The following is a 25,351-nucleotide window of genomic DNA, read 5'->3' on the forward strand; positions in this document are numbered from 1 at the left end:
TTGCTGCATGTCGATCGCCTATACCATTACTACCAGCGAACCGGTAAATCAGCAGATTTACCGTTATCTGCGCAAAGATATTGTCACCTGCGCAATTCAGCCAGGTTCGCTGCTCTCTGAAAAAGAGGTCTCCGCACGCTTCAACGTTTCGCGCCAGCCGGTGCGTGAAGCGTTCATTAAGCTGGCTGAAGCCGGACTGGTACAGGTATTGCCGCAGCGCGGCACCTTCGTGCGCAAAATCTCCGCTAAACGTGTCGCGGATGGCCGTTTTATCCGTGAGGCGGTGGAAGTGTCGGTAGTGCGGCGGGCAGCGGTGGAGATTGACGATCCCGCCCTGATGGCGCTGGAACACAATCTGCAGTTGCAGCGCATGGCCGCCGGGCGGCATGACAGCCAGGCATTCCTCACTCTGGATGATGAATTTCATCGCCTGATCGCTGAAAGCATTGACTGCAAGCTCGCCTGGGAGACGGTGGAAAACATAAAAGCGGCCATGGACCGGGTGCGGTTTCTGACGCTGAGTGAAGTCTCACCCCCGGAGAGGCTGATTGAGCAACATGAAGAGATTTTTGCCGCGCTGAAGCGCCATGATGCCGATGCCGCCGAAGCGGCGATGCGCCGTCACCTGCAGGAGATGATCTTCTCAATCACCCCGATTGCCGAGCGCAACAGCGCCTGGTTTGAAACCCCCTGAAACTGCCCGCACGGCCTGAATACCAGGTCGATGCGGGCCTTCGCCTTTACCACCATTGGTGAAAATGGTGCACCGGTCCAATCCCCTTCCCGACCTCCAGCGAATCCGCCTGTAACAGCGCCTGCTGCAACCAGTTTTTCGCTTCCTCAATCGTCTCTGCCCAGTCATTATGGCGCGGACGTAACGCGGCTAAGGCGGCCGACAGCGTGCAGCCGGTGCCGTGCGTATGACGGGTATGCACGCGTGGCGTGCTGAATCGCTGTTCTGCTGAGTGAGTAATCAGCCAGTCCGGACTTTCCGCCGCCGCCAGATGACCGCCCTTCATCAGCACCGCCTGACAGCCGAGTGCCAGCAAGGCCCGTCCCTGCTCGCGCATCTCCGCCTCATCGGTGGCAATAGCGCAATCCAGCAATGCCGCCGCTTCCGGCAGATTTGGCGTGATCAGCGACACCTGTGGTAATAACTGCTCGCGTACGCTGGCCACGGCGTCTGGCGAGAGCAGCGCATCGCCACTTTTCGCGACCATCACCGTATCCAGCACCACGAACGGGATCTCAGCACGCCTCAGCCGGGCCGCAACCTGCTCCACGATGGCCGTTTCAGACAGCATGCCGATTTTTGCGCTGTCGATGCGCACGTCATCCAGCACTGAATCGAGCTGAGCGGCAACAAAGTTAGGCTCAATGCGATAAACCGACTGCACGCCCTGCGTGTTCTGCGCCACCAGTGCAGTGATCACGCTGGTGCCATAGGCGCCCAGGGCGGAGAAGGTTTTCAGATCGGCCTGAATGCCTGCGCCACCGCTGGGATCGGTACCGGCAATCGTCAGAGCATTAATGCGCTTCATGCTCCACCTCCAGCGTCCAGAGTGCATCAATAAATGCTGTCGCAAAGCTGCCCGGCCCGGCTACCTGCGCCGCTGCCTTTTCCCCCGCCAGGGCCATGACCTGACAGGCTGCCGCCACATTCATCAGCCGATCGCCCGGCAGAGCACTGAATCCCGCGACCACGGCAGAGAGCGCGCAGCCGGTCCCGACCACCCGCGTCATTAACGGACTTCCTCCGGTTATGGCGAGGATTCGCTGACCGTCGGTGGCATAGTCCACTTCGCCGGTGACAATGACCAGCGTGTGCCAGGTCTCAGCGAGTTGCTGTGCCGCATCGAGTGCTGCATCCGCCTGATGCAGCGTATCGACACCGCGCCCGCCGCTGGCCTGCTGTGCCAGCGCCAGAATCTCTGACGCATTACCGCGAATCACCGCCGGTTGCTGGCTGAGCAGCTGCTGACAGAAGTCACTGCGCAGCGTCAGCGCGCCGACGGCGACCGGATCGAGTGTCCAGGGGGTTCCCGCCTCACTGGCGGCGGTGACGGCAGCCTGCATCGCCTGCTGACGCTCACAGGTTAAGGTGCCGACGTTAATCAGTAACGCATCGGCAAAGCGGCTGAACTGTGCCGCTTCGTCAGCATCGATCACCATTGCCGGTGAGGCATTGAGTGCCAGCAGGACGTTGGCAGTGAAATTCTGGACCACGTCATTGGTCATGCAGTGCACCAGCGGTGACTGACGGCGGAAAGTGTGCAGAACGGGCGCGAAGTGCGCGGCAGAAAGGTGTTGAGATTGATGTGTCATCGTTGCTCCCAACCGGCGAACAAGAAGGCGAATGCGGTCAGGCATCAGACTTCCCTACGCTGGCATTATCCAGATCAGGTATTACGGGTATTTCTCAGCCTTCACAAAGAAGGGCACCCCGAGTCGTGTTACGGCTTGCAGCATAGGCAAGGCGTACCGTTAAAGCAAGCCTGGAAAATAATCGGAACTGGAACAATTCACATGATCCCGATCAACTCTCAGCAGTACAAAAAAAGGCTTAATGCTGCGGGTTATCGGGATACCTCTTTATAGGTAGCCCTGTTTATTACCCTGACGGGTAATATTTCCCGCAGGGATTCTGGTGACCCTATAATAATTAACCTGCCGGCAGCATCATCGTAAAAAACATTTTATTTCAGTGAGTTAATAAACTTCTGGAGCGGAACTTCATACTATTCAGGATGTATGATGCGATTATCAGCGCTTATTCCTCACCGCCATCGATGGCAGGATATTATTATTGAACGTCGGGGTGCTATCGCGCCAAATGGCAGATCTTATCTTTCCACCTATATTTCCGCGCACTGTGCGGGCTGCGGCGAAATCATTCATCGCGTCTACTATCGCGATATCAGTGACAGACAGGCACGCCGCTGGTTAGGCTAGCGTCCCTGCTGCACTCAATCCGGACACCGTTATAGTTAACAGTTAGTTAGCAATTTGTTAGTCTGGTAACTAATCATCGTCTGACCAGACTCTCCCTATGCCACTGCTGTTTGAAAGCCTTAGCCATCAAATTTATCTGTCAGCTCCGCTGTTTATCCTGATTTTGCTGGGATACTGCCTGACGCGCCTCGGAAAATGGCCCGCCAGCATCAGTGAAGGGATGAACCGCTTTGTGTTTAACGTCGCGCTGCCCTGCATGCTCTTTCGGGTGATGAGCACCTTCTCGCAAAGTCCGCCGGTGGATGCGCGTCTGCTCCTGGCCTTCTTTGGCAGTTGCCTGCTGGTGTTTATCGTGGGGAGAGTGCTGGCAACAAGGCTTTTTAATCTGGATGGCGTGGCGGCTTCGGTCTTTGCCCTGGGCGGCATCTTTTCTAATAACGTGATGCTGGGGATCCCGGTAGCTACGGTGCTGCTCGGGCCAGAAGCCCTGCCCCCGGTTGCGCTGGTACTGGTGTTTAACAGCCTGATCCTCTGGACCTTACTCACCGTTTCGGTCGAGTGGGCAAAACAGGGCAACTTCTCGCTGGAAGGCGTCTGGCGCACTCTGATTGGGGTGGTAAAAAATCCACTCATCATCGGCATTCTCAGCGGAGCGGCCTGGAGTTTTCTGCAGCGTCCTTTGCCAATGCTCGCCGCGGAACCGTTAAAGATGCTGGCTTCACTGGCCGCGCCGCTGTCGCTGGTCACGCTGGGCATGAGCCTGGCGCACTATCGGGTGCGGGACGGACTTAAAGAGAGCTATACCATCTGCCTGCTGAAGCTGATACTGCAGCCGATGACGGTATGGGCGATTGCCTGGCTGACCGGCTTGCCGCCGCTGGAGAGTAAAGTGGTGGTATTGCTGGGCTCGATGGCGGTCGGAGTTAACGTCTATCTGATGTCGCAGAAGTTCAATGTCATTCCTGGCCCGGCGGCGGCGAGTATGCTCTTTTCTACGGTATTTGCGGCGGTGACGACGCCAGTATGGATGATGCTGATGACGCTGGCGGGCTATTAATAAAAAAGCCCTTCAGCATGGATGCTGAAGGGCTGTTGTCTGGCTGACGAAACGTTATTCAGCAGACTTAGTGCGGATCAGATAATCAAACGCGCTCAGTGAGGCTTTGGCACCTTCGCCGCTGGCGATGATGATCTGCTTGTACGGCACGGTGGTGCAGTCACCCGCTGCGAATACGCCTTTCAGGCTGGTTTCGCATTTACCGTCGATGATGATCTCACCCATCTTGTTGCGCTCAACCGCGCCTTCCAGCCATGGGGTGTTCGGCAGCAGACCAATCTGAACGAAGATACCGGAGAGCGGCAGCTCGTGGGTGGTCTGCGTCGTACGGTCAATATAGTGCAGGCCGGTCACTTTGGTGCCGTCGCCTTTCACTTCAGTGGTCTGCGCGTTCAGGATCACATCAACGTTCTTCAGACTGCGCAGTTTATCCTGCAGCACCTGGTCGGCACGCATCTCACCAGCAAACTCCAGCAGCGTAACGTGTTCAACGATACCCGCCAGGTCAATGGCCGCTTCAACACCGGAGTTACCGCCGCCGATTACCGCCGTGCGCTTGCCTTTGAACAGCGGGCCATCGCAGTGCGGGCAGTAGGTGACGCCTTTGGTGCGGTACTCTTCTTCACCCGGCACACCCATGTTGCGCCAGCGTGCGCCGGTCGCCAGGATGATGCTACGTGATTTCAGTACTGCGCCGGAGGCGGTCTCGATGGCGTGCAGTCCGCCCTCTTTCGCCGCCGGAATCAGTTTGATGGCGCTCTGGCTTTCGATGACGTCCACGTTGTAATCATCAACGTGTGCGCGCAGTGAACCTGCCAGCTTTGCCCCTTCAGTTTTTAGCACGGAGATATAGTTTTCGATATCCACCGTGTCCAGCACCTGGCCGCCAAAACGCTCGCCCAGCAGACCAGTACGGATACCTTTACGTGCTGAGTAGACCGCTGCCGCTGCGCCCGCCGGGCCGCTGCCGATAATCAGGACTTCGTAGGCGTCACGCTTGTTCAGCTCTTCCGCTGCGCGTTTATCGGCGTTGGTGTCTACTTTGCTGACGATTTCGGCCAGGCTCATGCGGCCCTGACCAAACTCTTTACCGTTGAGGTAAACCGCTGGCACGCCCATCACGTTGCGTTCCTGAATATCATTCTGGAACAGGCCACCGTCGATAGCGGTGTGGCTGATGCGCGGGTTAATCACCGCCATCAGGTTCAGCGCCTGAACCACGTCAGGGCAGTTATGGCATGAGAGTGAATAGTAGGTTTCGAAATGGAAGTCACTGTCCAAGGCTGCGATCTGATCCAGCAGGCTCTGTGCTTCTTTCGACGGATGCCCACCGGTCTGTAACAGTGCCAGCACCAGTGAGGTAAATTCGTGACCCAGTGGAGAACCGGCAAAACGCGGGCCGCTGTTCGAACCTGGGTTAGTGATCAGAAATGAAGGCTTACGCACCTGACGATCGTTCTCTTCGCGGAAGCTGACTTTGTCAGACAGGCCGGCGATATCAACCAACAGTTCACGGATCTCGGTTGATTTTGCACCCTCATCCAGGGTGGCGATCAACTCAACAGGTTTGGTTAATTTCTCAAGGTAAGCCTTGAGCTGCGTCTTCAAATTTGTGTCGAGCATAGTGATATCCTGGTCAAAAAATCGGGTGCCGCAGCACCCGATTGGAGAATGGTCGAAAGGGCGAAGCGAAATTAGATTTTGCCAACCAGGTCCAGAGACGGAGCCAGTGTTGCATCACCTTCTTTCCATTTAGCCGGGCACACTTCACCTGGGTGAGAAGCCACGTACTGAGCCGCTTTCACTTTGCGCAGCAGGTCAGAGGCGTCACGGCCAATGCCTTCAGCAGTGATTTCGATAGCCTGGATAACGCCTTCCGGGTCAACGATGAACGTACCACGGTCAGCCAGACCTTCGTCTTCACGCATGATTTCGAAGTTACGGGTCAGCGCGCCAGTCGGGTCACCGATCATCGCGTACTGAATTTTCGCGATGGTGTCTGAAGAACCGTGCCAGGCTTTGTGGGTAAAGTGGGTGTCGGTAGAAACAGAGTAGATATCTACGCCCAGTTTCTGGAATTCTTCGTAGTGGTCAGCCACGTCGCCCAGTTCGGTCGGGCAGACGAAGGTGAAGTCAGCTGGATAGAAGAAGAACACACTCCATTTACCTTCAACGTCTTTCTCGGTTACGTCGATGAATTCGCCGTTTTTGAATGCTGCGTTTTTGAACGGCTTGATTTTGGTATTGATAATAGACATCTGTGGCCTCCGTTAAAATATGTGATGCAGGTTACATAATTTTCGGGCCAACATCTAATACGCGGTCGTTATCAATCTGATAAACGAAAGCTATCAAACGCTGAGAGCCTGATGCTCTCTGGCCCGGCTGGCAGTGTACAGCGATTTACATGACATTTAACCCGCTTTATCTTTTCGCCCGTCTTCGCGAATCACTGCTAGTTTTGTAAGACAAGATGATAAGGGAGCTGACCTGTGGAGATTCGTCCGTTTACGGAAGCCGATCGTCCTTTCCTGCGTACGCTGTTTCTGGCGGCGCGGCGACACAACTGGCGTTGGCTCGACGGCAGTGAGTGGCAGCTGGAAGATTTTGATGGAGTCATTCTGGGGGAAACCGTGCTGGTCGCGGAAGCTGAGGGACAGCGCGTCGGATTTGCGGGGCTGCTGGAGAACGACAACTTCCTGCACAGCCTTTATGTCGATCCTGACTGGCAGGGACGGGGCGTGGGCAGCGCTTTACTTGAAGCCGTTGAAGCTCGCTTTACCTCAACCGGCGCGCTGAAATGCCTGCAGAAGAACAAAGCGGCGCAGGCCTTTTATCTGCAACATGGCTGGAAGATGATTTCACAGGGCGAAGGCGAGCACGGCGGCTACGTGTTGATGCACTACCCGCTGGCCTCACACTATGCCAGCGGGTCGGGTCGGGCTTAAAGCGCGCGGAAGGCGATGTCGCCGGGGATCACGTCGCCCTGCCAGTAAAGCTGAGCCGCAACGCGTCCGGCCAGCTGGCGATAGAGCGCGGTAAATTCGCTGTCGGGACGGCGAATTACCGTCGGTTCACCTTCATCAAGATCTTCACGCAAATCGATGTGCAGCGGCAGCTGGGCCAGCAGTTGCGTCTGGTAATCCTCCACCAGTTTCTGCGCGCCACCGGTGCCGAAGATTGGCTCGTGGAAGCCACACTGACTGCAGATATGCAGGCTCATATTTTCCACCACGCCCAGCACCGGCACATTGACCTTTTCAAACATCACCAGCCCTTTGCGGGCATCAATCAGGGCGATGTCCTGCGGCGTGGTCACTACCAGCGCGCCGGTGACCGGCACGTTCTGCGCCAGCGTCAGCTGAATGTCGCCAGTGCCGGGCGGCATATCCAGCACCAGATAATCCAGCTCCGGCCACATCGTCTCATTCAGCAGCTGCATCAGTGCTTTGCTGGCCATCGGCCCGCGCCACACCATCGCATTATCGTCCGTCACCAGATAGCCGATGGAGTTTGTGGCTAGCCCGTGTGCCATGATCGGTGCCATATGAGTGCCATCCGGCGAGGTCGGGCGTTGATCCTGGGTGCCGAGCATGTTCGGCACTGACGGACCATAGATATCGGCGTCCAGAATCCCGACCCGAGCGCCTTCTGCTGCCAGCGCCAGTGCCATGTTCACGGCGGTGCTGGATTTACCGACGCCGCCTTTGCCGGAGCTGACCGCAATAATGTTTTTGACGCCGTTCACACCCGGCTGGTTTTTCACCCGCTTCAGGGTGGCAATATCGTGGCTGAGCCGCCAGTCGATGGCACTGGCGCCGGTCTGACGCAGCAGGTCGGCGCTGACCTGCTCTTTGAGGTCGTCGAACCCGCTGGCCCAGGCAAACGGCATCAGCAGTTCCACATGCAGCGTTCCATCCAGCTGCGCCACATGATGCAACGCCTTCAGGGCGGTGAGATTCTGCTTAAGGGTCGGATGCTCAAAGCTTCTCAATACGCCGGCCACGATGGCGCGCAGGCCCTCTGGCGTATGCGGTTCCCGGGATTGTACTGTCATCCCCTGCTCCTTATTTCTGCTGTGCTTACGCTGTGTTTCAGCGATGTATTGTCAATGATATCAGATGCTCGTGGATCTGCGGCGACTGGCAGGGGTGAATCCCTTGTGTTTACGCAGGAGAAGCCTTCAGTTACCATCTAAGCCCGTTTTTTCAATCAACAGAAAGCTACGCAAACTATGACTCAAGTCGCTAAAAAAATTCTGGTAACGTGCGCACTGCCTTACGCGAACGGATCAATCCATCTCGGCCACATGCTCGAGCATATCCAGGCAGACATTTGGGTGCGTTATCAGCGAATGCGTGGCAATCAGGTTTACTTCATCTGCGCCGATGATGCGCATGGCACGCCGATCATGCTGAAAGCTCAGCAGCTAGGCATTGCACCGGAGCAGATGATTGCAGAGATGAAAAGCGAGCATGAAGCCGACTTTGCCGGCTTCAATGTCAGCTATGACAACTATCATTCGACTCACGGCGACGAAAACCGTGAGCTGTCTGCGCTGATTTACGGCCGTCTGAAAGAGAACGGTTTTATTAAGAACCGCACCATCTCGCAGCTTTACGATCCGGAAAAAGGGATGTTCCTGCCGGACCGTTTTGTGAAAGGCACCTGCCCGAAATGTAAATCGCCTGACCAGTATGGCGACAACTGTGAAGTCTGCAGCGCGACCTACAGCCCGACCGAGCTGATCGATCCGAAATCAGTGGTATCCGGTGCGACGCCAGTCCTGCGCGACTCAGAGCACTTCTTCTTTGATCTGCCGTCTTTCAGCGCCATGCTGCAGGCCTGGACCCGCTCCGGTGCGCTGCAGGATCAGGTGGCGAACAAGATGCAGGAGTGGTTTGAATCGGGCCTGCAGCAGTGGGATATCTCCCGCGATGCGCCCTATTTCGGCTTTGAAATTCCGGACGCGCCAGGCAAATATTTCTACGTCTGGCTGGATGCGCCTATCGGTTACATGGGCTCGTTCAAAAACCTGTGCGACAAGCGTGGCGACATCGACTTTGACGAATTCTGGCGTAAAGACTCGACGACCGAGCTGTATCACTTCATCGGTAAAGATATCGTCTACTTCCACAGCCTGTTCTGGCCAGCGATGCTGGAAGGCAGCAACTTCCGCAAGCCAAACAACCTGTTTGTACACGGCTATGTCACCGTCAACGGTGCCAAGATGTCGAAGTCGCGCGGCACCTTTATTAAGGCCAGCACCTGGCTGCAGCATCTGGATGCCGACAGCCTGCGTTACTACTACGCGGCAAAACTCTCTTCACGTATCGACGATATCGACCTGAATCTGGAAGATTTCGTCCAGCGCGTGAATGCTGACATCGTTAACAAAGTGGTTAACCTGGCGTCACGTAACGCGGGCTTTATCACCAAACGCTTTGACGGCAAACTGGCAGCAGAGCTGGCCGATCCGGCGCTCTACCAGACCTTCGTTGATGCGTCAGAAAAGATTGGTGACGCGTGGGCAGCACGCGAATACAGCCGTGCTATCCGTGAAATCATGGCGCTGGCTGACCTGGCGAACCGTTATGTCGATGAACAGGCTCCGTGGGTGGTGGCGAAGCAGGAAGGCCGCGATGCCGATCTGCAGGCTATCTGCTCAATGGGTATTAACCTGTTCCGCATTCTGATGACCTGGCTGAAGCCGGTACTGCCATCACTGAGCGCCCGTGCAGAAGGCTTCCTCAATTGTGAACTGAGCTGGGATGCAATTGCGCAGCCGCTGCTGGATCATCAGGTTGCGCCGTTCAAAGTGCTCTACAGCCGCATTGAAATGGCGAAAGTCGAAGGACTGATTGAGGCTTCGAAAGAGGATGCCGCTGCCGCCAGTGCACCGGCCGCCACGGGCCCGCTAGCCGATGCGCCGATCGGTGAAACCATCACCATTGATGATTTCGCCAAAGTCGATATGCGCGTCGCGCTAATTGAGCAGGCGGAACTGGTGGAAGGTTCGGACAAGCTGCTGCGTCTGCAACTTGACCTGGGCGGCGAGAAGCGTCAGATCTTCTCAGGTATTCGTGCCGCCTATCCTGATCCCGCCGTGCTGGTCGGTAAAATGACCATTATCGTGGCTAACCTGGCGCCGCGTAAAATGCGCTTTGGTATCTCTGAAGGCATGGTGCTGTCAGCGGGTCCGGGCGGCAAAGATCTGTTCGTACTCTCCGTCGACAGCGGTGCTGTACCGGGTATGCCGGTTAAGTAATCGCCTGCCGACGCTCAAAAGGTTAAGCGCAGTGCCGTTCTGAACCCTTCGCGCCGTATAACTGGCGCGAAGGGTTATTTTCCCCGCTTCGTATTCTCACCGCTACTGCCCCGCTTCCTTCTGCTGAAACGCTTTGCCCGTTGCTGCTACTCCGCGGCATAAATGTGATCGCTAGCACGCTAAGCGGTTAATGCGTATGATGAAGCTCAGTGAAAACAGGAGCCTGCCATGCTCACCGTGCTGTCTGTCTGCGGACAATATCTTCGCGCCTTTATCATCATTTATCTCTGCTTATACGCTGGTATCGGCATCGCTTCGCTGCTGCCCATTAAGCTGCCTGGCAGCATCCTGGGAATGCTCATTCTGTTCGCCCTGCTGGCGTCGCAGATCCTGCCGGTGAGCTGGGTAAAACCGGGCTGTCATCTGCTGATTCGCTATATGGCGCTGCTGTTTGTGCCAATCAGCGTCGGGGTGATGAGCTACACCGATATCCTCTCCGCACAGTTTGGCCCGATTGTTGTCTCCTGTGTGGTCAGTACTTTCCTGGTGCTCTCTATTGTCGGCGTCAGCGCACACCAGCTTCACAGCCGCCGTCCAGCCGGAGAGTCAGCCGATGAGTGACATGTGGTGGTCACTGCCACTGACCCTGGCGGTTTTTTTTCTGGCGCGCAAGCTGGCGATACGGCTGAAAATCTCGCTGCTTAATCCGCTGCTGGTCGCGATGGCGATCATTATCCCGATACTGCTGCTGTTGCAGCTTCCTTACTCGCGCTATTTCGCCGGTAGCCAGATTCTTAATCAGCTGCTGCAACCGGCGGTGGTGGCGCTGGCACTGCCGCTATATGAGCAGATGCATCAGATCCGCGCCCGCTGGAGATCGATTATTGGCGTCTGCTTTATCGGCAGCCTGACCGCCATGATCTCAGGCACCGCCATTGCCCTGTGGATGGGTGCCACACCCGAAATTGCCGCCACCATCGTGCCTAAATCCGTGACCACGCCCATCGCGATGGCCGTCTCCGGCTCGCTGCACGGCATCCCCGCCATCAGCGCTATCTGCGTGCTGATTGCGGGTGTACTGGGGGCGGTATTCGGACACACGGTGCTGAATCTACTGGGCGTGAAATCGAAAGCGGCGCGTGGACTGGCAATTGGCAATGCGTCGCATGCGCTGGGCACCGCGCGCGCCGCGGAACTTGACTATCAGGAAGGGGCATTCAGCTCTCTGGCGCTGGTGATCTGCGGCATCATCACCTCCCTCCTGGCACCCTTTATTTTTCCGCTGCTGATGCACTGGTTTGGCTGAAAGTTTGCGAGAGATCTCGCAAAGTTGAAACATGCAACACAGGTTACATTGTCAGAGCGATGTGGATCACATATAAACCGGTGACTGGCACATCGCCCTGCTGAATTTAATGAGGCTCACATGCACTCCCGTTTCCTCTCTGCTTTTGAGGCACTGCCGTCAACGCTGCAAACTGCACTCGCTCCCCTGCTGGACGATCCTGACTTCCACGCGGTACTCAGCGCCGACCAGGTCGCCGCACTGCAGCAACAGACGCAGATGGATGCCGATACGCTGGCGCTGACGCTGCTGCCGCTGGCGGCGTCCTGCGCCGTTGCCACCGTCTCCCATTTCAACGTCGGGGCGATTGCCCGTGGCGTGAGCGGCACCTGGTACTTCGGCGCTAATATGGAATTTGTCGGCACGCCGATGCAGCAGACGGTTCACGCTGAGCAGAGCGCCATTACCCATGCATGGCTGCGCGGCGAGCGCCAGCTTGAGACCATCACCGTTAACTACACGCCGTGCGGTCACTGCCGTCAGTTTATGAATGAACTGAACAGCGGCACCAGCATTCGCATCAGCCTGCCGCAGCGTGCAATCAGCACCCTGGCCGATTATCTGCCGGATGCCTTTGGCCCGCGCGATCTCGACATCACGACCTTCCTGATGGACGAGGTGGATCACGGCTATGTGGCCGAAGGTGATGAGCTGGTGCAGGCTGCGGTTGCCGCCGCCAATGCCAGCCACGCGCCCTACAGCCAGTCCCATGCGGGTGTTGCGCTGCTCACCACGGATGACAAGATTGTGGCTGGTCGTTATGCGGAAAATGCTGCGTTTAACCCGAGCTTCCCACCGCTTCAGGCAGCACTGGTCCTGCTGAACATGCAGGGCGGCGATGTTCGTCAGATAAAAAAAGCGGTTTTAGCCGAAGTAGAAAATGCCACGTTAAGCCAGTTCGCCGCCACGCAGGCGACGCTTGAGACATTTGGTTGCGGTGAGCTGCTGCAGGTGACGCTGAACAAAGCATAACCCGCTGTCAGAGAGGCCACAGTTTTGTGAGCTTTTATTAACAAACGCTGTACTTCTGTGGGAAATTTCATAGGATCTGGCGCCAGAATTCACGTCATTACAAATTACTCTGAATAATTCAGGTTGCAGGATAGCAGCACGGTCGTGACTGTTTCTGCAGCGGTTACCCTGCTGCTGCCGGACCTGCAGTCTGAGCTATAACGGGTGAGAAAACTGGCGCTACCTTTCCGGCGTGACGCCAGACAACACTGCAACCGGAGCATTACCGCATGGAACTCGACTACGAAAGTAAACGCCCGCTGTATATCCCTTATGCTGGCCCGATTTTGCTGGAATTCCCCCTGCTGAACAAAGGCAGCGCCTTTAGCATCGAAGAACGTAACGAATTCAACCTCAACGGTCTGCTGCCAGAAGCGGTGGAATCGATTGAAGAGCAGGCGCAGCGTGCCTGGCGTCAGTTCCAGGACTTCAAAAACAATAACGATAAGCATGTCTACCTGCGTAACATCCAGGACACCAACGAAACGCTGTTTTACCGCCTGCTGGATAACCATCTTGAAGAGATGATGCCCATCATCTATACGCCCACCGTCGGCGCAGCCTGCGAACACTTCTCTGAAATCTACCGTCGTGCGCGTGGCGTGTTCATCTCCTACCCTAACCGCGACCGCATCGAAGATATGCTGCAAAACGCCACCAAGCAGAATGTGAAGGTGATTGTGGTGACCGATGGCGAGCGCATCCTGGGCCTGGGCGATCAGGGCATCGGTGGGATGGGTATCCCGATTGGTAAGCTGTCACTCTATACCGCCTGTGGCGGCATCAGCCCGGCTTACACCCTGCCGGTGGTGCTGGATGTCGGCACCAATAACCAGCAACTGCTGAACGATCCACTCTATATGGGCTGGCGTCATCCGCGCATTACCGGCGAAGAGTACGACGAGTTCGTGAACGAATTTATTCAGGCCGTTAAGCGCCGCTGGCCGAAAGTGCTGTTGCAGTTTGAAGATTTCGCCCAGAAGAACGCCATGCCGCTGCTGAACCGCTATCGCGATGAAGTCTGCTGCTTTAACGATGATATTCAGGGCACCGCCGCCGTTACTGTCGGCACGCTGATTGCCGCCAGCCGCGCAGCCGGTAGCCGCCTGTGCGAACAGAAAGTGGTGTTCCTGGGTGCCGGTTCTGCGGGTTGTGGTATCGCTGAACAGATCATCGCGCAGATGAAATCAGAAGGTCTGAGCGACGCGGAAGCCCGTGGCCGGGTGATGATGGTAGATCGCTTTGGTCTGCTGACGGACAAGCTGCCTAACCTGCTCGATTTCCAGAGCAAGCTGGTGCAGAAGAGCGAAAGCCTGCAGCACTGGGATGTGACCAATGATGCAATCTCGCTGCTGGATGTGGTGCGTAATGCTCAGCCCGATATTCTGATTGGTGTTTCCGGCCAGCCGGGTCTGTTCACCGAAGAGATCATCCGTGAGATGCACAAGCACTGTAAGCGCCCTATCGTGATGCCGCTGTCGAACCCGACATCACGCGTGGAAGCGACGCCAGCCGATATTATCGCCTGGACTGACGGTGCTGCGCTGGTCGCAACCGGCAGCCCGTTCTCGCCGGTGAGCTGGAATGGTAAAACTTACCCGATTGCGCAGTGCAATAACTCCTACATCTTCCCGGGCATTGGTCTGGGTGTGATTGCCGCAGGTGCCAGCCGTGTTACCGATACGATGCTGATGACCGCCAGCCGCGCGCTCGCCGACTGCTCTCCGCTGGTGAACGAAGGCGAAGGCCCGGTGCTGCCTGAGATTAAAGATATTCAGGGCGTGTCGAAAATCATTGCGATGGAAGTGGGTAAAGCCGCTCAGCTGGCCGGTGTCGCCGTGGTGACCTCAGAAGATGTGTTGTCACAGGCTATCGCCAACAACTTCTGGCTGCCGCAGTATCGTCACTATCGTCGTACCTCGATTTAATCTTCCCGCTGCCGGATCGCCCTTGATCCGGCAGTGTTCAAAAAGAGTACAGCCAGCCGGCAGTAACTTGCTTCGCTGCGGCTGCTCAAGTAGCCTTGTCCCATCTCAACATTCTGACATCGAGTCTCCAGGCGCATGCTGAAACGCGTTCTCATTGGTCTGCTTTTCATCATCTTACTGATGGTGGCAACGGCGCTCGGCCTTGATCGCTGGATCAGCTGGAAAACTGCGCCTTTTATCTACGAAAATGTTGCCTCATTGCCGCATCGTCAGGTGGGCGTGGTACTGGGTACAGCTAAATATTATCGTACCGGCGTCATTAATCAGTATTACCTCTATCGTATGCAGGGTGCGCTGAATGCCTATAACAGCGGCAAGGTGAATTATCTGCTGCTCAGCGGTGATAACGCGCTGCAAAGCTATAACGAGCCGATGACGATGCGCCGCGATCTTATCAAAGCTGGTGTTGATCCAGCTGATATCGTGCTCGATTATGCCGGGTTCCGGACGCTGGATTCGATTGTGCGCACCCGCAAAGTGTTTGATACCAACGACTTCATTATTATCACGCAACGCTTCCACTGTGAGCGCGCGCTGTTTATCGCCCTGCAGCTGGGTATTCAGGCGCAGTGTTATGCGGTGCCTTCACCGAAAAACATGCTGAGCGTGCGCTTCCGTGAAGTGGGTGCCCGGCTGGGCGCACTGGCGGATCTCTTCCTGCTCAAGCGTGAACCCCGTTTCTTAGGCCCGCTGGTGCCGATTCCCGCCGTACACGATGTTCCTGAGGATGCACAGAGTTACCCGGCGGTGACGCCGGAGCAGCTGCTGGAGCTGGAACAGAAGCTGCGGAAATAGCTGACGTTCAGCGGTTTAATGAAACTCTGTTATATGCGCTGAGCTGCAGTCTGGCAGCAAGGTACAAGACTCAGGGAGCATACGCCTTTCGCAAAGACGCAAAAGACGCCATCCCTGGCAGGCTCAGCGCGGGCCATCCATGGCCCGCTATGCTTTGCTGCAGGCGTACGCTCCCATCGTTTTAAGTGGGTGAGTCGTCTGTTTGAATTCCCTGAGGCTTAGGCGAATCTAACAGCAATAAAAAAGCCTGAAGCGCAGGGAACACAGTCAGAAGAGGAAAGCGTCCCGCGCCATGGACAAAAACGCCGGGAGCGTTTTTGAACAACGCAACGCGTTGGCCCGTTTACGGGCGCACCTCAGGGATGAGATGCGTAATCGCGCGGGCCGAGCGTGTCATGGATGACGGCTTTTGCGTCTTTCCGATCTGACCCTGTTCCCTTCGCATACTCCGTATCAAAGCAGCAACTCCAGCACTTACCCCATTAAAAGCTCCCTACGCCAGGGATGTTATAGGCCGGGCATGTAACGGATAACAGATTTTGCGTCTTTTCGATCTGACCGTGTTCCCTTCGCATACTCCGTCTCAAATCAACCCTCCCAGCACTCACCCCCATAAAAAAAGCGACCCGAAGGTCGCTTCCTTAGCGTTGAATAAAACTTACTTCTTACGAGAATATTTCAGTGAATCCAGCGCCACGGCGAAGATGATGATGCCGCCCTTAATGATGTACTGCCAGTATGGGTTGACGCCGATATAGGTCAGACCGTAGTTAATAACGGTGAAGATCAGCACACCGGTGACGACACCCGCCACACTACCCACACCACCGGCGAAGGAGACGCCGCCGACCACACAGGCCGCAATGGCATCCAGCTCATACATAAAGCCGAGGTTATTGGTGGCAGAACCGATACGACCGGCTTCAAGCATCCCGCCAAAGGCGTAGAACACACCTGACAGGGCATAAATCATGATCAGGTTCAAAGGCACGTTCACGCCTGACACTTTCGCCGCTTCAGGGTTACCGCCGATAGCAAAAATGTTTTTACCGAAGCGGGTTTTGTTCCACAGAATCCAGACGAAAATAATGGCAATCACGGCATAGAACGTGATGAATGAGAGTTTAAAATCACCAAAGCGTAAGAAGCCCTGAGTAAATTTCGAGAACCCTGCATCAAAACCGGCAATCGGCGAGGCACCCACAAAGTCGTAATAGAGTGAGTTGATACCGTAAACGATAATCATGGTGCCCAGCGTGGTGATAAATGGCGTCACCTTCAGGTAGGCAATAATCACACCGTTGACCAGACCAATCACGCCGCCAATGATGCACACGGTCAGGATCACCAGTGGAATCGGCACCGTATCCAGCGTCGGGAAGACTTTGTTCGCGTTATCCATCGCCTGCAACAGCGTCGCGGCAACGACCGCCGCTAAGCCGACCTGACGTCCGGCTGACAGGTCAGTACCCTGGGTCACAATCAGACCCGCCACACCCAGTGCAATAATAATGCGCACCGAAGATTGGGTCAGAATATTACTCAGGTTCATTAAACTTAAAAATGTCGGGTCCTGGAAAATAATAATAGCCAGCAATACCAGCAGAACGACATAAATGCCGCCCTCTTTTAACCAGGTTAGCGCATTCTTTTTTGTAGTCGCTTTCATGTTAACAGCCCTTGCTTCATTAAAGGTGTAATGACGCTAAACGCAATATTTCGTTCTGCGTGGTCGTTTTGGTATCAACTATGCCTGCTACCAGACCATTACTCATTACCAGAATACGATCGGTAATGCCTAACAGCTCCGGCATTTCGGATGAGATAATAATGATGCCTTTTTCTCTTTTCGCGAGCTCAGCAATCAGCTGGTAAATTTCGAATTTCGCACCAACATCAATACCGCGAGTTGGTTCATCAAGCATCAGGATTTCAGGCTGGGTCAATAACCAGCGGCCAATAATCACTTTTTGCTGGTTACCGCCCGAAAGCGAACCAATTTGTGTATGATGACCTGGCGTTTTTACGCGCATTGAATCGATAACCCATTGGGTATCACTCTTCATGCGTTTATTATCCAGCAGTCCCATACTGTTTTTATATTTTTTAATATTGGAAATAAGCGAGTTAAAACCAATATCCAGGTAAGCATAAATACCCGTTGAACGCCGCTCTTCGGTTACCAGCGCAAAACCGTGGTTAATCGCTTCATTGGCGCTGTGATTATTAATCGGTTTGCCATGCAGTTTAATGGTGCCGCCCGATTTCTCGCGAATGCCAAACAGCGTTTCGACGATATCTGTACGTTTAGCGCCCACCAGCCCGGCAATGCCGAGTATCTCCCCTTTACGCAGATCAAATGAGATGTCGCGAATCGATGGCTGACGCAGTGACGTCAGATTACGCACCTCAAGAATCGTCTCGCCTGGCACGTTGGTACGGTCAGGGAAACGCTGGTTCAGTGAACGGCCGACCATCATGGCGATGATCTTATCCATATCCAGCCCTTCCAGCGGCTGAGAGGTGATCCACTGCCCATCACGCAGAATTGTGATCTCATCACACAGCTGGAAAATCTCTTCCATCTTGTGCGAAATATAAACAATACCGCAGCCGCGATCTTTCAGCTTACGAATAATCGTGAACAGGTGATTCACCTCTTTCTCGGTTAACGAGGAAGTTGGCTCATCCATAATCACAATTTTCGCGTCGTAGGAGAACGCTTTGGCAATTTCAATCATCTGCATCTGCGACACAGAAAGATTAGCCACTTTGTCGCGCGGATCGATATCGATATCCAGCTCGTCAAAAATCGCTTTGGTGTCCTGGTACATTTTATCCTGATCGACAAAGAAGCCTTTGCGCGGATAACGCCCCAGCCACATGTTATCCATCACGGTACGCTGCAGAACCAGGTTTAATTCCTGATGCACCATCGATACGCCATTTTCCAGCGCCTCTTTAGAGCTTTTATAGTCAATCTCTTTACCCTGAAACAGGATACTGCCGGTATCTTTTTTATAAATACCAAACAGGCATTTTAATAAGGTGGATTTCCCGGCACCGTTCTCGCCCATTAATGCATGAACAGAGTGAGGCCGCACTTTTAAATTCACATTATCTAACGCTTTAACGCCGGGAAATGATTTCGAAACATTCGTCATTTCCAGCAAATATTCTCGCTGCGCGGTCGTGTTATCACTGGCCATATTTTACCTGGCTAAAAAACGGTGGTGACATAAAAAAGGCGCGACAGCGGTCGCGCCCGTAATCGATCTTATTTCGAGAACTGAGACAGATTTTCTTTATCAACCGGCACGTAAGGAACGCGGACGATCTTATCGACCATCTTGAAGTTCGTTCCGTCGGTTGCCGCTTTGCCGTTCGCCAGGTTGTTGGCAATATCCAGCGTCGCTTTCGCCTGGTTTTCCGCATCGTTCAGCACGGTACCGGCCAGCGCACCGGATTTCACCAGCGCCAGCGCTTCTGGCAGGGCATCGACACCGAAGACAGGAATGGAGGTCATGTTGTGCGCTTTCAGCGCTTCAACGGCACCCATCGCCATCGCATCGTTGTTGGCAATCACGACTTCAATTTTCTTGGCGTTCGGGCCTGACAGCCACGCATCCATCTTATCTTTGGCCTGTGCAGTGTCCCACATCGCCGTATCCATCGCTAACTGCTGTGTCTTCAGACCATCTTTGTTCAGCGTGTCGATGACATATTTAGTACGGGCTTCAGCATCCGGATGGCCTGGCTCGCCTTTCAGCAGGACGAACTGAATGGTGCCATCTTTGTTCAGATCCCAGGCTGGGGTCGCTTTCCAGTGCTTCTCGATCAGCTGACCCTGAATGATGCCAGACTCTTTGGAATCGGTACCGACATAGTAAGCTTTGTCATAACCGGCCAGCACTTTGGCGTTGGGTTCTTTGTTGAAGAAGACAACCGGTACTTCGTTGGCACGCGCTTTGTCTACGATGACGGCAGCGGCAGCCGGGTCAACCAGGTTAATCGCCAGCGCTTTCACGCCTTTTGCCATCAGCACGTCAACCTGATCGTTCTGTTTGGACTGGTCGTTCTGCGAGTCATTCATCAGCAGCTGTACGCCACCGATCGCTTTCGCTTCTTTCTCGATGTCTTTGCGCACCATTGACATGAAGTTGTCATCATATTTGTAAATGGTCACGCCGATACGGGTGTCAGCTGCGTGAGCGGTTGCACCAAACATCATGCTGGCAACCAGTGCTGTAAGCGTGAAAACCTTCTTATTCATGGTATCTCCGGTTTTATTATGCAGGGTCTTTTTAGCGCTAACGCTAAACGTGCGTGAGCGCAATCGGTAAAACAGATCGGCGCGCTGGCTAACATAATGAAGATGTTAAGCCGTTAAACGCCGTCTAAAACCTGACTTCCCTGTGCCAGAACGCTTCCATGAAGAGGGTATAAACCCTTTAACCGGCTACTGAGACCACAACTGATGCCGTTACACTGGCGTTACATAATGTTTCAGTCCGGTAAGACGCTGCCATCATAGTGAGGGCAATGTTAATTAACTGTGAATACAATCACAGATTGAAAACGGTTACATGCCTGAATCGCCTGAATTAGTGACGGACTCCACATTTTGCCGCTGCGCCACCGAATGACGCCGCACCAGGGTTGGCATAAAGATGTGGGTTGCGGTGTCATCAAGCAGTCCGGCTGCGCCCTGCAGTGCCAGCTCAGTGGCAATTTTTGCCATAGATACAATGGGATAGCGCACAGTGGTTAACTGTGGATCGGTGTAACGGGAGATGGGGATGTCATCAAAGCCAATGACAGAAAAATGCTGTGGCACCTGGATGCCGTTGTCTTTCAGCGCAGTGAGGGCGCCAGCCGCCATGCCGTCGTTATAGGCAAACACCGCAGTCAGGTTGAGGTTACGCCCCAGCAGCTCCACCATCGCCGCTTCGCCCCCCTGCATATCTGGCTCTGCGCTGGCAATCCAGCTCTCCTGCGGCCGGATGCCCTGCTCTGCCATCGCCTGCATCCACCCTTCACGGCGCTGCGCGACATCCTCAATGGGATGGCTGGAGCAGAGATAGCCAATGCGGCTATGCCCCTGTTGCAGCAGGGTTCTTGAGGCCATCAGCGCCCCGGTGACGTTATCCAGACTGACGCTGCGGTGTTCGAATCCTGGGACGATGCGGTTAATCACCACCATGCCAGGCACGTGCTGCATAAAGTCCGCCAGCTCCGCGTCCGGCAGCGTTTTCGCGTGAACCACCAGGGCGCTGCAGCGCTGCCGGATCAGCACCTCGATAGCATGACGCTCTTTCTCTTCCTGATGCCAGGAGTTGCTGATTAATACATGCTTGTGCACGCGCTGCGCCACGGTATCCACTGCTTTAACCAGCGCCCCGAAGAAGGGATCTGAGACATCCATCACCACGACCCCGATCGTATCGCTGACCTGCGTCGCCAGCGCCTGGGCGTTGGCGTTGGGGCGATAGCCCAGCGCCTCAACCGCCTGCAACACGGCGTCGCGGGTGTCAGAGGTCACGGCGTTGCTCTGATTGAGAACGCGCGACACGGTCGCCACTGACACGCCAGCCTGACGGGCAACATCACGAATAGTTATCATGCAGCAGTTCCAGAAAGGAAAAATAGGGCATCACGCCGGGTTGAACACCGGCGCTATTCTGTCAGGGGCAGGAGGCGTACAGCGTGAATTGCGTCACATCAATGAAAACGGTTACATACAATTCTGTAACCTTTGTGATGGCGGTCATTATCTGGCGTTGTCGGTAATGCGTGATTTGCCGGCTGAGAGCAGCGTAAGTCGCCGCCACAGCCATTCCAGCGGACCCTGGGCGAAGAAATGTAACCAGATGAGTGAAAACAGGATATTGATGAGCCACACCGCAGGCACCATCATCACCAGTTCCAGCCGAGTGAAGTGCATATAGAAGCCAAAGCGATAGAACAGCGTGGTACAGATAAGCGTTTGCAGCAGATAGTTGGTCAGCGCCATACGGCCCACGCACTGGATGGCGTGGCTGATGCGCCAGCGCGAGATTAGCGGCCAGTACGCCAGGCAGAGCGCGGCATAGCCCAGGCTAATCAGCGGGCTGGCGAGATCGCGCGGAGCCTGCAGGTAAAAAGCCGTCCAGCGGAATTCCCAATGTAACAGCCATTGCGCTGCCACACCGGCCACCGCAATGGAGAAGCCCATTGTCAGCAGCAGGGCCGCCGCCTGACGATAGTGGCGGAGAGGAAACTCCCCTGTCAGCCAGCCGCTGCGCAGCAGTGCGCCACCAATCATCATTAAGCCCGCCAGCTGCCAGCCATACTGCGCCGCCAGCGCCATCAGCCCTGACGAGAGATGGTCCAGCCGGTTCTGTATCGCTTCCCAGCCGCCGGCGAGTTTCCAGTACTGCTCATATTGCAGATCGGCTGCGCCCGGCAGCCAGGATCGCGTCGGTTCGGGATCGGAGATCGACCCAAACACCAGCAGCACGCCGCAGCCCACCAGATAGAGCAGAATGCCGGTATTCATCAGGCTGCGGGTTGAAGGCACATCACGCAGCACCCGCCAGACCACCAGCCCGATAATGCCGTAGTCCAGCAGGATGTCGCCCTCCCAGAGAAAGACACCATGCAGAAAACCGATGAGTACCAGAATGGAAAGCCGGGCTGTCAGCCAGCGACTGCCGCGCGGCAGCTGCATTTGCAGACCTGCGCCAAACAGCAGTGCAAACAGGGTGAGGAATTTGAGCTGAGCAAAGACGTCAGAAAGTGCCCAGGTCCAGACATCGGAGAGGCTGACGCTGCCCTGCCAGGCCGGATTCAGGTAAGCAGCAGAAGGCAGGCCGAAGCCGACAATATTGAGCAGCAGGATGCCGAGAATGGCACATCCACGAATGAAATCCAGCGCGTGATAGCGTTGTTGCATGCGGCACCCTGCATTGACGACGCGGGCAACATCATGTGCCCGCCGTTAACTCAACTATGGCGTACCGCGCGCAAAAATTCCTGGCGGGTATTCTGACTGGACTTGAACAGGCCGCCCAGAGAGGTCGTGGTAGTGGCGCTGGTGGCATCTTTTACGCCACGCGCTTTCACACAGTAATGCACTGCATCAATCGAGACCGCCACATTATTGGTGCCCAGCAGCGTCTGCAGTGCAACCAGCACCTGCTGCGTCAGACGCTCCTGCACCTGCGGGCGCTGGGCGAAGAACTGCACAATGCGGTTGATTTTCGACAGGCCAATCACCTTTTCCTTGGGAATATAGGCGACCGTAGCTTTGCCATCGATGATCACAAAGTGGTGTTCACAGGTGCTGGTCAGGGTGATATCACGCACGGTCACCATCTCGTCGACCTTCATTTTATTTTCAATGACGGTGATTTTCGGGAAGTTGGCGTAATCGAGACCGGAAAAGACCTCGTCCACATACATTTTGGCGATGCGATGCGGCGTTTCCATCAGGCTGTCATCTTCAAGATCCAGATTCAGCAGCTGCATGATTTCCGTCATGTGCCCGGCAATCAGGCTTTTACGCGTCTCTTTATCTATGTCGCGCGTCGGTGCACGTAACGGCGTTTCCAGTCCACGCGCCAGCAGCGCTTCGTGAACCAGGGCAGCTTCCTGACTTAGGGTGCTCATTTACTCTTCTCCGGCTGGTGTTGCGCCCGCAAGCTTTTGCCTGCGGGCCCTGTAATCAGGCGCGTATTGTGAAACTTTCTTTGCGGGGAATCCAGCAATCAATCAGATTGGTGATGAAAGCTTTTCACTCACTTCTTCGCCAGACTAGCAGGCCCGCCCAGACAAGGCTGGCCCCGGCCACCCACAGGGCAGGCTCCAGCCGGTGTAACAGGGCAGTAGAGAGAAAAGAGAGCAGCGGACCGACCAGCTGACCCACCGCGTAGCCGGTGGTCAGCAGACCAGCCATGTATCGCAGATGGTTGGGCGCCAGTTCACGGGCGCAGAGCAGCGAGAGCTGCACCACGCTGAGGAAGCCGCCGCCTACCAGCAGCGCACCGGCCAGCAGACCACTAAAGCCTGGCAGCAGTGCCGCAGCAAAAACGCCCAGTGCCTGCGCCCAGAGTACTATCGCCAGACGGACGTGACTGTGCCCCCAGCGCCGCGTCAGGATCCCCAGCACGATGCCGATCATCGCCGCGCCGCCAAATATCGGCCAGACAAACTGCGCGAAGATACCGTCAGGAAAACGCGTAGCGGCCATCTGCGACAAAAAGGTGGCGGGCAGGATATAACCAAAGCCCGCCAGACTGTAACTCAGCACCAGACGTTTCAGGTTGCGATCCAGCACCAGCGGCTCCGGTGCCTGATCCGGGCGATGCAGTTCGCCCCGACGCGGCAGGTTACGCGTAATCAGCGCAATCAGCAGCAGTGCCAGCGCACCGTAAGCGGCCCAGGCCAGACCGGCGGAGACCTGCCATGTGTGCAGCGCCACCCCCAGCAGACCGCTGACAAAAATGCCGCAGCCCGGCCCGGCAAAGACGGCCGCCGACAGCCCTGCCCGGCCATGCCGATGCAACTGTTCGTTACTCCAGGCCGCCACCAGCACCATCGCCCAGCCACTGGCCCAGCCAATCAGAAAGCGTATCGCACCGTGCAGCCATGGACCGGTTGCCAGTGCAGAGAGCAGCGTCAGGATCACTGCGCCCCACACGCCCGCCTGCAAACGCAGCTCTACCCGCCGGTGCGCGCGCATGGCATCAAACGAGCCACACAGATAGCCAAGATAGTTGAGCGCAGCGACCAGGCTGGCACTCGTGAGCGTCAGCTGGTGCGCCTGAATCATCAGCGGCACCTGCGGCGTAAAAGCGAATCGCCCAATGCCCATCGCTACAAATAGGGTTAAAAACGCGCTGAGCGCGACGCGTAACGCCATTGCTGAACTCCTGTTGTTCTGCCCTGAGATCTCTTCTGACTTGCTAACAGCATGCAGGATGATTAAACTCACGGAAAGTGAATAATATTAACCAACTTGTTTACGGGAAGAGAAGATATGGATTTAGTTCAGCTGCGTATGTTCTGTTCCGTCGCCGAAACGGGTTCCCTGGCGCGCGCAGCCGAACAGCTGCATCGCGTTCCCTCTAATCTCACCACGCGGCTGCGCCAGCTGGAAGAAGAATTAGGTGTGGATCTCTTTATTCGTGAGAAGCAGCGCATTCGCCTGTCACCGATGGGCCATAATTTCCTGAATTATGCGCAGCGTATTCTGGCATTAAGCGAAGAAGCGATGAGTATGACCCGCACCGGCGAACCGGCAGGCAACTTTGCGCTGGGCTCTATGGAGAGTACCGCAGCGACCCGCCTGCCTGGTCTGCTCGCCGCCTATCACCAGCGCTTTCCTAAAGTGGCGCTGTCGTTGATTACCGGCACCTCGGGCGAAATCATCGATCGGGTCCGCGAAGGCACCCTGGCCGCCGCGCTGGTGGATGGGCCGGTTTCCCATGACGATCTGAATGGCTGCATCGCATTTCGCGAGGAGATGGTGTTGATCACCGGGCTGGATCACGCGCCTATTACCACGGCGCGCGATGTGCAGGACGACACCCTGTTTGCCTTCCGCAACAGCTGCTCTTACCGGGTGAAGCTGGAGAGCTGGTATCGCGACAGCCAGACCGCGCCCGACAACGTGATGGAGATTCAGTCCTATCACGCCATGCTGGCCTGTGTGGCGGGCGGCGCAGGCGTTGCGATGATCCCGGCCTCGGTGCTGAAGCAGATGGCAGACCGATCGCGGGTACAGGCGCATACCTTACCCGCCGCTTATCGCGATACCGCCACCTGGCTGATGTGGCGACGCGACGCCTTTACCCCCAATGTCGAAGCGCTGAAATACCTGATTATTGAACAGTTTGACGATCGTCCGCTTAACGATGAGCTGATTCACCCATTACAGGCGGCGGAATAAGCGT

At 55.7% G+C, this 25,351-nt stretch carries 23 protein-coding genes and 1 riboswitch; of the genes, 11 read left to right on the forward strand and 12 right to left on the reverse strand.

Annotated elements, in window-relative coordinates; all coding sequences use genetic code 11:
- Positions 1-7: 7 nt before the first annotated feature.
- Positions 8-694, forward strand: a complete 687-nt coding sequence (locus tag FA92_RS11700; RefSeq protein WP_033783679.1) for a GntR family transcriptional regulator — start codon at positions 8-10, stop codon at positions 692-694.
- 46 nt (positions 695-740) lie between these two features.
- On the opposite strand, the gene thiD is transcribed toward FA92_RS11700, so the two are convergent.
- On the reverse strand, positions 741-1,541 hold the full coding sequence (thiD, locus tag FA92_RS11705; RefSeq protein WP_033783680.1) for a bifunctional hydroxymethylpyrimidine kinase/phosphomethylpyrimidine kinase: 801 nt from the start codon (positions 1,539-1,541) through the stop codon (positions 741-743).
- Positions 1,528-2,325 (reverse strand): hydroxyethylthiazole kinase, encoded by a 798-nt coding sequence (gene thiM, locus FA92_RS11710; RefSeq protein WP_033783682.1) that lies wholly within the window; start codon positions 2,323-2,325, stop codon positions 1,528-1,530. Before thiM ends, thiD begins: the two co-directional genes overlap by 14 nt.
- Positions 2,326-2,359: 34 nt before the next feature.
- Positions 2,360-2,456, reverse strand: a riboswitch (TPP riboswitch).
- Positions 2,457-2,754: 298 nt separating this feature from the next.
- Here thiM and FA92_RS11715 point away from each other — a divergent pair.
- Both FA92_RS11715 and FA92_RS11720 read left to right on the forward strand, forming a co-directional pair.
- Positions 2,755-2,952 carry a hypothetical protein gene (locus FA92_RS11715; RefSeq protein ID WP_033783683.1) on the forward strand — a complete coding sequence of 66 codons (198 nt, stop codon included), beginning with the start codon at positions 2,755-2,757 and terminating at the stop codon, positions 2,950-2,952.
- Positions 2,953-3,049: 97 nt separating this feature from the next.
- A complete protein-coding gene (locus FA92_RS11720) occupies positions 3,050-4,009 on the forward strand; it encodes an AEC family transporter (RefSeq protein WP_033783684.1) in 960 nt (319 codons plus the stop codon).
- Between the two features lie 54 nt (positions 4,010-4,063).
- Here FA92_RS11720 and ahpF read toward each other — a convergent pair whose 3' ends face one another.
- Positions 4,064-5,632 (reverse strand): alkyl hydroperoxide reductase subunit F, encoded by a 1,569-nt coding sequence (ahpF, locus tag FA92_RS11725; RefSeq protein ID WP_033783685.1) that lies wholly within the window; start codon positions 5,630-5,632, stop codon positions 4,064-4,066.
- 71 nt (positions 5,633-5,703) lie between these two features.
- Entirely contained in the window at positions 5,704-6,267 is a 564-nt protein-coding gene (ahpC, locus tag FA92_RS11730) for an alkyl hydroperoxide reductase subunit C (protein ID WP_013358496.1), read from the reverse strand.
- Positions 6,268-6,501: 234 nt separating this feature from the next.
- Here ahpC and FA92_RS11735 point away from each other — a divergent pair, with 234 nt between their 5' ends.
- Positions 6,502-6,957 (forward strand): GNAT family N-acetyltransferase, encoded by a 456-nt coding sequence (locus FA92_RS11735; RefSeq protein ID WP_013358497.1) that lies wholly within the window; start codon positions 6,502-6,504, stop codon positions 6,955-6,957.
- Here the strand turns inward: FA92_RS11735 and apbC are convergent.
- Positions 6,954-8,066 carry an iron-sulfur cluster carrier protein ApbC gene (gene apbC / locus FA92_RS11740; protein WP_033733277.1) on the reverse strand — a complete coding sequence of 371 codons (1,113 nt, stop codon included), beginning with the start codon at positions 8,064-8,066 and terminating at the stop codon, positions 6,954-6,956. The two genes, FA92_RS11735 and apbC, sit on opposite strands and share 4 nt — an antisense overlap.
- A 177-nt stretch (positions 8,067-8,243) precedes the next feature.
- Here apbC and metG point away from each other — a divergent pair, with 177 nt between their 5' ends.
- From metG to sanA, 6 genes are all read left to right on the forward strand, one after another.
- Positions 8,244-10,277 carry a methionine--tRNA ligase gene (metG, locus tag FA92_RS11745; RefSeq protein WP_033783686.1) on the forward strand — a complete coding sequence of 678 codons (2,034 nt, stop codon included), beginning with the start codon at positions 8,244-8,246 and terminating at the stop codon, positions 10,275-10,277.
- Positions 10,278-10,505: 228 nt separating this feature from the next.
- Positions 10,506-10,898 carry a CidA/LrgA family protein gene (locus FA92_RS11750; RefSeq protein ID WP_013358500.1) on the forward strand — a complete coding sequence of 131 codons (393 nt, stop codon included), beginning with the start codon at positions 10,506-10,508 and terminating at the stop codon, positions 10,896-10,898.
- Positions 10,891-11,583 (forward strand): CidB/LrgB family autolysis modulator, encoded by a 693-nt coding sequence (locus tag FA92_RS11755; protein WP_033783687.1) that lies wholly within the window; start codon positions 10,891-10,893, stop codon positions 11,581-11,583. Before FA92_RS11750 ends, FA92_RS11755 begins: the two co-directional genes overlap by 8 nt.
- A 120-nt stretch (positions 11,584-11,703) precedes the next feature.
- Positions 11,704-12,594, forward strand: coding sequence for a cytidine deaminase (gene cdd, locus FA92_RS11760; RefSeq protein ID WP_033783688.1), 891 nt, complete (start codon positions 11,704-11,706; stop codon positions 12,592-12,594).
- A gap of 269 nt (positions 12,595-12,863) precedes the next feature.
- Positions 12,864-14,561: an NAD-dependent malic enzyme gene (locus tag FA92_RS11765; RefSeq protein ID WP_013358503.1), complete on the forward strand. Its 1,698-nt coding sequence runs from the start codon at positions 12,864-12,866 to the stop codon at positions 14,559-14,561.
- Between the two features lie 135 nt (positions 14,562-14,696).
- The gene (gene sanA, locus FA92_RS11770) at positions 14,697-15,416 is read left to right on the forward strand and encodes an outer membrane permeability protein SanA (RefSeq protein ID WP_013358504.1); all 720 of its coding nucleotides are present in this window, start codon (positions 14,697-14,699) and stop codon (positions 15,414-15,416) included.
- Positions 15,417-16,074: 658 nt separating this feature from the next.
- Here sanA and mglC read toward each other — a convergent pair.
- The 7 genes from mglC to FA92_RS11805 form a co-directional block, all read right to left on the reverse strand.
- Complete coding sequence (gene mglC / locus FA92_RS11775; protein WP_013358506.1) at positions 16,075-17,085, reverse strand: galactose/methyl galactoside ABC transporter permease MglC; 1,011 nt, start codon at positions 17,083-17,085, stop codon at positions 16,075-16,077.
- 19 nt (positions 17,086-17,104) lie between these two features.
- Positions 17,105-18,625 (reverse strand): galactose/methyl galactoside ABC transporter ATP-binding protein MglA, encoded by a 1,521-nt coding sequence (gene mglA, locus FA92_RS11780; protein ID WP_013358507.1) that lies wholly within the window; start codon positions 18,623-18,625, stop codon positions 17,105-17,107.
- A gap of 68 nt (positions 18,626-18,693) precedes the next feature.
- Positions 18,694-19,689, reverse strand: coding sequence for a galactose/glucose ABC transporter substrate-binding protein MglB (gene mglB, locus FA92_RS11785; protein WP_013358508.1), 996 nt, complete (start codon positions 19,687-19,689; stop codon positions 18,694-18,696).
- Between the two features lie 309 nt (positions 19,690-19,998).
- Positions 19,999-21,039 carry an HTH-type transcriptional regulator GalS gene (galS, locus tag FA92_RS11790; protein ID WP_013358509.1) on the reverse strand — a complete coding sequence of 347 codons (1,041 nt, stop codon included), beginning with the start codon at positions 21,037-21,039 and terminating at the stop codon, positions 19,999-20,001.
- 147 nt (positions 21,040-21,186) lie between these two features.
- Positions 21,187-22,350: a DUF418 domain-containing protein YeiB gene (gene yeiB / locus FA92_RS11795; RefSeq protein WP_033783689.1), complete on the reverse strand. Its 1,164-nt coding sequence runs from the start codon at positions 22,348-22,350 to the stop codon at positions 21,187-21,189.
- Between the two features lie 50 nt (positions 22,351-22,400).
- Positions 22,401-23,066, reverse strand: a complete 666-nt coding sequence (gene folE, locus FA92_RS11800) for a GTP cyclohydrolase I FolE (RefSeq protein ID WP_013358511.1) — start codon at positions 23,064-23,066, stop codon at positions 22,401-22,403.
- A gap of 124 nt (positions 23,067-23,190) precedes the next feature.
- Positions 23,191-24,318, reverse strand: coding sequence for a YbfB/YjiJ family MFS transporter (locus FA92_RS11805; RefSeq protein WP_033783690.1), 1,128 nt, complete (start codon positions 24,316-24,318; stop codon positions 23,191-23,193).
- Positions 24,319-24,435: 117 nt separating this feature from the next.
- On the opposite strand from FA92_RS11805, the gene FA92_RS11810 reads away from it, so the two are divergent.
- Positions 24,436-25,347: a LysR family transcriptional regulator gene (locus FA92_RS11810; protein WP_013358513.1), complete on the forward strand. Its 912-nt coding sequence runs from the start codon at positions 24,436-24,438 to the stop codon at positions 25,345-25,347.
- The last annotated feature ends 4 nt before the right edge of the window (positions 25,348-25,351 follow it).

Origin of the sequence: Pantoea sp. 9140 (assembly GCF_000745295.1) — a bacterium.
In the GTDB taxonomy this organism is placed as follows: domain Bacteria; phylum Pseudomonadota; class Gammaproteobacteria; order Enterobacterales; family Enterobacteriaceae; genus Pantoea; species Pantoea vagans.

Coding starts and splice junctions, on each gene's coding strand:
- thiD (WP_033783680.1), bottom strand. CDS start 1,541: ATGAAGCGCATTAATGCTCTGACGATTGCCGGTACCGATCCCAGCGGT.
- apbC (WP_033733277.1), bottom strand. CDS start 8,066: ATGACAGTACAATCCCGGGAACCGCATACGCCAGAGGGCCTGCGCGCC.
- FA92_RS11805 (WP_033783690.1), bottom strand. CDS start 24,318: ATGGCGTTACGCGTCGCGCTCAGCGCGTTTTTAACCCTATTTGTAGCG.
- cdd (WP_033783688.1), top strand. CDS start 11,704: ATGCACTCCCGTTTCCTCTCTGCTTTTGAGGCACTGCCGTCAACGCTG.
- FA92_RS11700 (WP_033783679.1), top strand. CDS start 8: ATGTCGATCGCCTATACCATTACTACCAGCGAACCGGTAAATCAGCAG.
- FA92_RS11810 (WP_013358513.1), top strand. CDS start 24,436: ATGGATTTAGTTCAGCTGCGTATGTTCTGTTCCGTCGCCGAAACGGGT.
- metG (WP_033783686.1), top strand. CDS start 8,244: ATGACTCAAGTCGCTAAAAAAATTCTGGTAACGTGCGCACTGCCTTAC.
- FA92_RS11755 (WP_033783687.1), top strand. CDS start 10,891: ATGAGTGACATGTGGTGGTCACTGCCACTGACCCTGGCGGTTTTTTTT.
- FA92_RS11715 (WP_033783683.1), top strand. CDS start 2,755: ATGCGATTATCAGCGCTTATTCCTCACCGCCATCGATGGCAGGATATT.
- galS (WP_013358509.1), bottom strand. CDS start 21,039: ATGATAACTATTCGTGATGTTGCCCGTCAGGCTGGCGTGTCAGTGGCG.
- mglB (WP_013358508.1), bottom strand. CDS start 19,689: ATGAATAAGAAGGTTTTCACGCTTACAGCACTGGTTGCCAGCATGATG.
- ahpC (WP_013358496.1), bottom strand. CDS start 6,267: ATGTCTATTATCAATACCAAAATCAAGCCGTTCAAAAACGCAGCATTC.
- yeiB (WP_033783689.1), bottom strand. CDS start 22,350: ATGCAACAACGCTATCACGCGCTGGATTTCATTCGTGGATGTGCCATT.
- FA92_RS11720 (WP_033783684.1), top strand. CDS start 3,050: ATGCCACTGCTGTTTGAAAGCCTTAGCCATCAAATTTATCTGTCAGCT.
- folE (WP_013358511.1), bottom strand. CDS start 23,066: ATGAGCACCCTAAGTCAGGAAGCTGCCCTGGTTCACGAAGCGCTGCTG.
- FA92_RS11765 (WP_013358503.1), top strand. CDS start 12,864: ATGGAACTCGACTACGAAAGTAAACGCCCGCTGTATATCCCTTATGCT.
- ahpF (WP_033783685.1), bottom strand. CDS start 5,632: ATGCTCGACACAAATTTGAAGACGCAGCTCAAGGCTTACCTTGAGAAA.
- mglC (WP_013358506.1), bottom strand. CDS start 17,085: ATGAAAGCGACTACAAAAAAGAATGCGCTAACCTGGTTAAAAGAGGGC.
- FA92_RS11750 (WP_013358500.1), top strand. CDS start 10,506: ATGCTCACCGTGCTGTCTGTCTGCGGACAATATCTTCGCGCCTTTATC.
- sanA (WP_013358504.1), top strand. CDS start 14,697: ATGCTGAAACGCGTTCTCATTGGTCTGCTTTTCATCATCTTACTGATG.
- thiM (WP_033783682.1), bottom strand. CDS start 2,325: ATGACACATCAATCTCAACACCTTTCTGCCGCGCACTTCGCGCCCGTT.
- mglA (WP_013358507.1), bottom strand. CDS start 18,625: ATGGCCAGTGATAACACGACCGCGCAGCGAGAATATTTGCTGGAAATG.